Raw genomic sequence first — 5,353 nt, 5'->3', positions numbered from 1 at the left:
CCGAAGAACAAGCAGACCGAAGACTATATCACCGGCCGGTTCGGCTAAGGGGGAAGAGCAGATGACGCAACACATTCAGCGGGAGCTGGAAAAGCTCAAGAAAATGATCCTCGCCCTCTCGGCCGTGGTGGAGGAAACGGTACAGCAGGCCGTGCAGTCGCTGGCGACGATGGACCTGGCGCTGGCCGAGAAGGTGATCGGCGGCGATGAGGTGGTCGACCAGATGGAGGTCGACCTGGAGGAGGAATGTCTGAAGATCCTCGCCCTGCATCAGCCGGTCGCCGCCGATCTGCGCTTCATCATTTCGGTACTCAAGATCAATAACGACCTCGAGCGGATCGCCGATCTGGCGGTCAATATTGCCGAGCGCACCCGCGGCCTGAACGAGGTCGGCAAGATTCCGCCGCCTTTCGATTACCCCGAGATGGGGCGCAAGGTGCAGGCGATGCTGAAGCAGGCCCTCGACGCCCTGGTCAACCTAGACGAGCGGGCGGCTCGGCAGACCTGCACGCTCGACGACGAGGTCGACACCCAGCACCGGGAGAACTATGCGCTGGTCAAGGAGCAGATCCGGCAGCACCCGGAGCGGATCGACGCCCTCGTCCAATACCTTTCGGTTTCCCGCCACCTGGAGCGCATCGCCGACCTGGCGACCAACATCGCCGAGGACGTGCTCTACATGATCGAGGGAGAGATCGTACGCCACACCCTTTAGGCGGCTGATGAGCACCCTCTACGGATCCACCCTCGTCCTGCGTCAACGACCTGCCTTTCAGGTACGCCTTATTCAGCAGGAATTCGTGCGCCTTGTATCCGGACATTTTTGCTCAGCCTGGGAAAGCTGAATATCTCCAAATCCTGCCTGTATTTGTCAGGGAGGGCGTAAAACAATTTTTTGCCGGTTTAAAAATTAATGGTTGCTTTTGCCGTGGCATCTGTGATAGAAGCGAAACTGGTTAGTTTGTGCAGGTTCATTTGGTTGTCGGACAGATCGATCGTCAGTCAGTTAAACGAAAACCGCACAGACCCAGAGGGTTGAGCGGTTTTTTTGTGGTCGCTTCACCCGTTTTTCTCAAACGGTTCCACAGGGAACAAAAAAGGAGCAAACGCAATGGCACAGGGTACGGTCAAGTGGTTCAACGACGCCAAGGGGTTCGGTTTCATTCAGCAGGACAATGGTCCCGACGTTTTCGTGCACTTCTCGGCGATCGGCGGCGAAGGTTTCAAATCCCTGGCCGAAGGTGACCGGGTCGAGTTCGACGTGGTCCAGGGGCAGAAAGGCCCCCAGTCCGCCAACGTGCGCAAGATCTGATTCAGGCTTACACTCGTAATTGAAGGCTCCGCGGTATTTCCGCGGAGCCTTTTTTGTTATGGGGGATCAAGCTGGCCGCACAGCCGCCTGCGCCTCTGCTCCCTTGAACTTCCGCCGGCGAAAGGTTAAATTGTCGCAGTTCAGTTTTTGAAGAGATCGTAAATGCTGATTTTTCACCGCGGAGGTCGCAGAGGTCGCGGAGAAAACCCTTAAGATCATGATTTGCCTCCGCGTTCTCCGCGGTCAATCGAAATTTTTCACGAACTCAGGTTTCTCCCCGGGGAAAAGATTCAATGTCCGACAGTTCCCACATCCCGCATTCTTCGGTATCGCAGCTGCCTGCTACCATTCCCGATCTGGTGGTGGAGGGGACCGGGGAGGCGTGGCGCGTTCTCCGTCTGGCTCCGCACCTGGCTCAGCTGGCGGGGTTGGATGCCGCCGAGGTGCGCGGTCGTCGGCTGGAGCAGCTCTTGTCCGGCGCCGTTCCGTCTTTGTCGGAGCTGGCCCGCGAAGCGGCGGAGCGTAACGAGCCCCTGTCCGGCATCCGGGTGCGCCTGAGCGGCGGCGAGGGGGCGACTCTGGTCGCCGAGGTGATTGCGGGCGGGCTCTCCGAGGACTATCGCCGCCGCCGGGTCAGTTTCACCTTCCGGCCGCTGGCGGCGACCGAGGCAAAATCGGTCGCCGCGTTCCAGGGGCTGGTCGGCACCGGCGCGGCGATGCGGGAAGTCTTCCGCAAGATCGCCCTCTACGCTCCGACCGAGGCAGCGGTGGTGGTCACCGGCGAGACCGGCACCGGCAAGGAACTGGTCGCCCGCGCTCTGCACGAGCGCAGCTCCCGTGCTGACGGTCCCTACGTTGCGGTGAACTGCTCGGCGATCGCCGAGGAACTGCTCGAATCGGAGCTCTTCGGCCACGAGAAAGGGGCCTTCACGGGCGCCGTGCGCACCCACAAGGGGCGTTTCGAGCGGGCCGACGGTGGCACCCTCTTCCTCGACGAGATTGGCGACATGCCTCTGCACACCCAGTCCCGGCTGTTGCGGGCGCTGGAGTCCGGGCGTATCGAACGGGTCGGCGCCGAGGAGGAACGCCAGGTCGACGTGCGGGTGGTGGCGGCGACCAACGTTCCGCTCGAACAGGCCGTCGGCCAGGGGCGGTTTCGCGCCGATCTCTACCATCGGCTCAGCGTCCTGCGCATCCATTTGCCGCCGCTGCGCGAGCGTCCCGAGGATATTCCCGCCCTGGTCGACCATTTCCTCCACGTCTTTTCCCGCAAGTACGGCCGACGCATCGAGCGGCTGACTTCCGAGGCGATCGCGCTGCTGCAGTCCTACTTCTGGCCTGGCAACGTTCGCGAACTGCGCAACGTCCTTGAACGGGTCTTTATCGAGACACAGTCGGAGGTCATCGGCGCCCGTGCCTTCGCCGAATGGGTGCGCGAGCGGCAGGATTTCGCCCCCGGCCAGTGGGGGGGTGCAACTGCCGAGAGCAGAAGCTCCCGGCCGATCACCCCGCCTTATCCTCTGGTCTCCGCGCAGCGTCTGCTGGCCGCCGGCCCGCAGACGTTTTTAGAGGCTGAACTCGTACCCTCCCGGAAACCCGCGCGCCGTTCCACCCGGCCGCTCGAACTCGATGCCGAGGAAATCGGCAAGGCTTATCGCGCCGCCGGCGGCAATCTGGCCGGTGCAGCGCGTCTGCTCGGCGTCCACCGGGCGACGCTTTATCGGTACCTGGAAAGGTTGCAACTGCAGCGCGAGGACCTGGAGGATGCGCCAACTTTGTAGTTGACAACCGCAAGCGTCGAAAGTAATAATTACCGCAAAAGTGACCTCCTGGTCACGGCGAGCCCACGGCCTCCCCCCCTCCTGGCCGTGGGCTCGCTTTTTTTTATTCTTTTTTATTCCCCAACCCTGCCCGTTGTTCGAATTCCTTCCTGCCTGCTTTCCATGTATTCCCCTGCAGCGTCGCAAGTGTTGCCTGCGACAGGCTCAGGCAACGTCGCAAGAGCCTTCCATTTTTGCTCCATCCTTGTAAGTAGCCAAAAATAAGCATTTTTTCCTCTTCTGCAGTTCTGGCACGCCGGTTGAAACAGGATTGGGCAGACTCGAAAAAATGCTAGCCCCGGCCGCGACCGGGATCAAAACCCCAAGCAAGGAGGAAAAGAACCATGGCAAGCTGGGATCTCTTCAGGGAAATGGAAAACATCACACGGGAAATGGACAATCTGTTCCGCGGCGTCGGCCTCGGGCAGGTGCTGGAACCGTCATTCGCCACTGCCATCGGCGGCCGCAGCTATCCGCGCATCAACCTGCGGGAGGATGCCAACAACGTCTATGTCGAGGCGCTGCTGCCGGGAGTCGATGCCAAGGCACTGGAGATGACGGTGCTCAGGAACACGCTGACCCTTGCCGGAGAGCGGAAGAATGGCATCGAGAACGTTTCCTGGCATCGGCGTGAACGGGGTGTCGGGCGCTTCCTGCGGACCATCGACATCCCTGTCGACATCGACACCGAGGGGGTGAAGGCCGACTACCGGGACGGCGTGCTGACCGTCACCATGCCCAAAGCGGAAACGGCCCGGCCGAAACGGATCGAAATCAAGGCCGCCTGATCGCGGCAACGAGGTTCGGCCATGTTCGAAAAATTCAGAAACATGTTCAGTGACCAAAGGAGCGAGACCATGAGCGAAAAGGAACTGACCATCAGCAAAGGGAAAGCAGGCGATGTGGATGTCGCCGGCACCCGGAAAATCGACAGCTGGCTGGTTCCGGCCGTCGATATTTTTGAGAACGAATCAGCCATGACTCTGGTGGCCGACCTGCCCGGGGTGCCGAAGGATCGCCTCAGCCTCGGCATCGACAAAGGGGTATTGACCATCGAGGCCCTGGCACCGACTGTTGCCGACGAGGGGGCGCTTTTCCGTGAATTCGGGACGACCGGCTACTACCGGCGCTTCCAGTTGCCGGACACGCTGGAATTCGACAAGGTGGCGGCCGATCTCAAGGACGGCGTGCTGACGGTCCGAATGCCCAAGGCCGCTGCGGCTCGACCGCGCAAGATCGAAGTCACCGTCCACTGATGACGGGGAGACAAAGGGCCGGGTGGGATATCCCCCGGCCCTTTGTCATGAGGGGCAGAAAAGACCTTGGTCTCTTGTATACTTGGGAAGCAGATCTGAGTGAAAGGATGCATCATGGATATCAACAGGATGACGGTCAAGACCCAGGAGGCTTTGCAGGCGGCTCAGAATGTCGCCCTCCGGCGCGGGCACGTGGAAGTCGACGGCGAACACCTGCTGCTTGCCCTGCTCGAGCAGGAAGGGGGATTGATCCCGCGACTGCTGCAGAAAATGGAGGTGCCGGTCGAAAGCTTCAGCCGGGCGGTACAGGCCGAGCTCGACAAAAGGCCCAGCGTCTCCGGTCCCGGTATTGAAGCGGGCAAGATTTACGTCACCCAGCGGTTCAACAAGCTGCTGCTCAAGGCGGAGGAGGAAGCGAAGCGTCTCAAGGATGAGTACGTCAGCGTCGAACACCTGCTCCTCGCCCTGGTCGAGGAAGGATCGGCGACCGCTGCCGGACGCCTGTTCGGACAATTCAAGATCAGCCGCGACCGGCTGCTGGAGGCCCTCACCTCGGTGCGCGGCCACCAGCGGGTGACCTCCCCCGATCCGGAAGGGACCTACGAGGCGCTGGAGAAGTACGGCCGCGATCTGGTCAAGGAGGTGCGCAAGGGGAAGCTCGACCCGGTCATCGGCCGGGATGCCGAGATCCGCCGGGTCATCCGCATCCTCTCGCGCAAGACCAAGAACAACCCGGTGTTGATCGGCGAACCGGGGGTGGGGAAGACCGCCATCGTCGAAGGCCTCGCGCACCGCATCGTGCGCGGCGACGTCCCCGAGGGGCTCAAGAACAAGACCGTCTACGCGCTCGACATGGGTTCCCTGATCGCCGGCGCCAAGTACCGCGGCGAGTTCGAGGAGCGGCTCAAGGCGGTGCTGGCCGAGATTCGCGAGAGCGCCGGGCGTATCCTCCTCTTCATCGACGA

Annotated in this window: 6 protein-coding genes; all 6 read left to right on the top strand. The window is 61.4% G+C overall.

All coding sequences use genetic code 11. From position 1 onward, the window contains the following. The coding region (phoU, locus tag VD811_06890) for a phosphate signaling complex protein PhoU (GenBank protein HXV20698.1) at positions 1-715 on the top strand (715 nt) is incomplete at its 5' end. A 396-nt stretch (positions 716-1,111) separates the two neighbouring features. After that, a complete protein-coding gene (locus VD811_06885; GenBank protein ID HXV20697.1) occupies positions 1,112-1,312 on the top strand; it encodes a cold-shock protein in 201 nt (66 codons plus the stop codon). Between the two features lie 293 nt (positions 1,313-1,605). Then, on the top strand, positions 1,606-3,093 hold the full coding sequence (locus VD811_06880) for a sigma 54-interacting transcriptional regulator (protein ID HXV20696.1): 1,488 nt from the start codon (positions 1,606-1,608) through the stop codon (positions 3,091-3,093). Between the two features lie 383 nt (positions 3,094-3,476). Next, positions 3,477-3,920 (top strand): Hsp20/alpha crystallin family protein, encoded by a 444-nt coding sequence (locus VD811_06875; protein ID HXV20695.1) that lies wholly within the window; start codon positions 3,477-3,479, stop codon positions 3,918-3,920. 69 nt (positions 3,921-3,989) lie between these two features. Continuing rightward, on the top strand, positions 3,990-4,388 hold the full coding sequence (locus VD811_06870) for an Hsp20/alpha crystallin family protein (protein HXV20694.1): 399 nt from the start codon (positions 3,990-3,992) through the stop codon (positions 4,386-4,388). Positions 4,389-4,502: 114 nt separating this feature from the next. After that, a partial coding sequence (locus VD811_06865; protein HXV20693.1) for a Clp protease N-terminal domain-containing protein occupies positions 4,503-5,353 on the top strand: 851 nt, incomplete at its 3' end.

The sequence above is a fragment of the Desulfuromonadales bacterium genome, assembly GCA_035620395.1.
GTDB lineage: Bacteria > Desulfobacterota > Desulfuromonadia > Desulfuromonadales > DASPGW01 > DASPGW01.
Note: the sequence above shows the minus strand (reverse complement) of the source record. Positions and strands in the feature narration are given on the sequence as shown.

What these genes read in the sequence shown, in the direction of transcription:
- VD811_06885 (HXV20697.1), top strand. Translation starts at nt 1,112, where the DNA reads ATGGCACAGGGTACGGTCAAGTGGTTCAACGACGCCAAGGGGTTCGGT.
- VD811_06880 (HXV20696.1), top strand. Translation starts at nt 1,606, where the DNA reads ATGTCCGACAGTTCCCACATCCCGCATTCTTCGGTATCGCAGCTGCCT.
- VD811_06875 (HXV20695.1), top strand. Translation starts at nt 3,477, where the DNA reads ATGGCAAGCTGGGATCTCTTCAGGGAAATGGAAAACATCACACGGGAA.
- VD811_06870 (HXV20694.1), top strand. Translation starts at nt 3,990, where the DNA reads ATGAGCGAAAAGGAACTGACCATCAGCAAAGGGAAAGCAGGCGATGTG.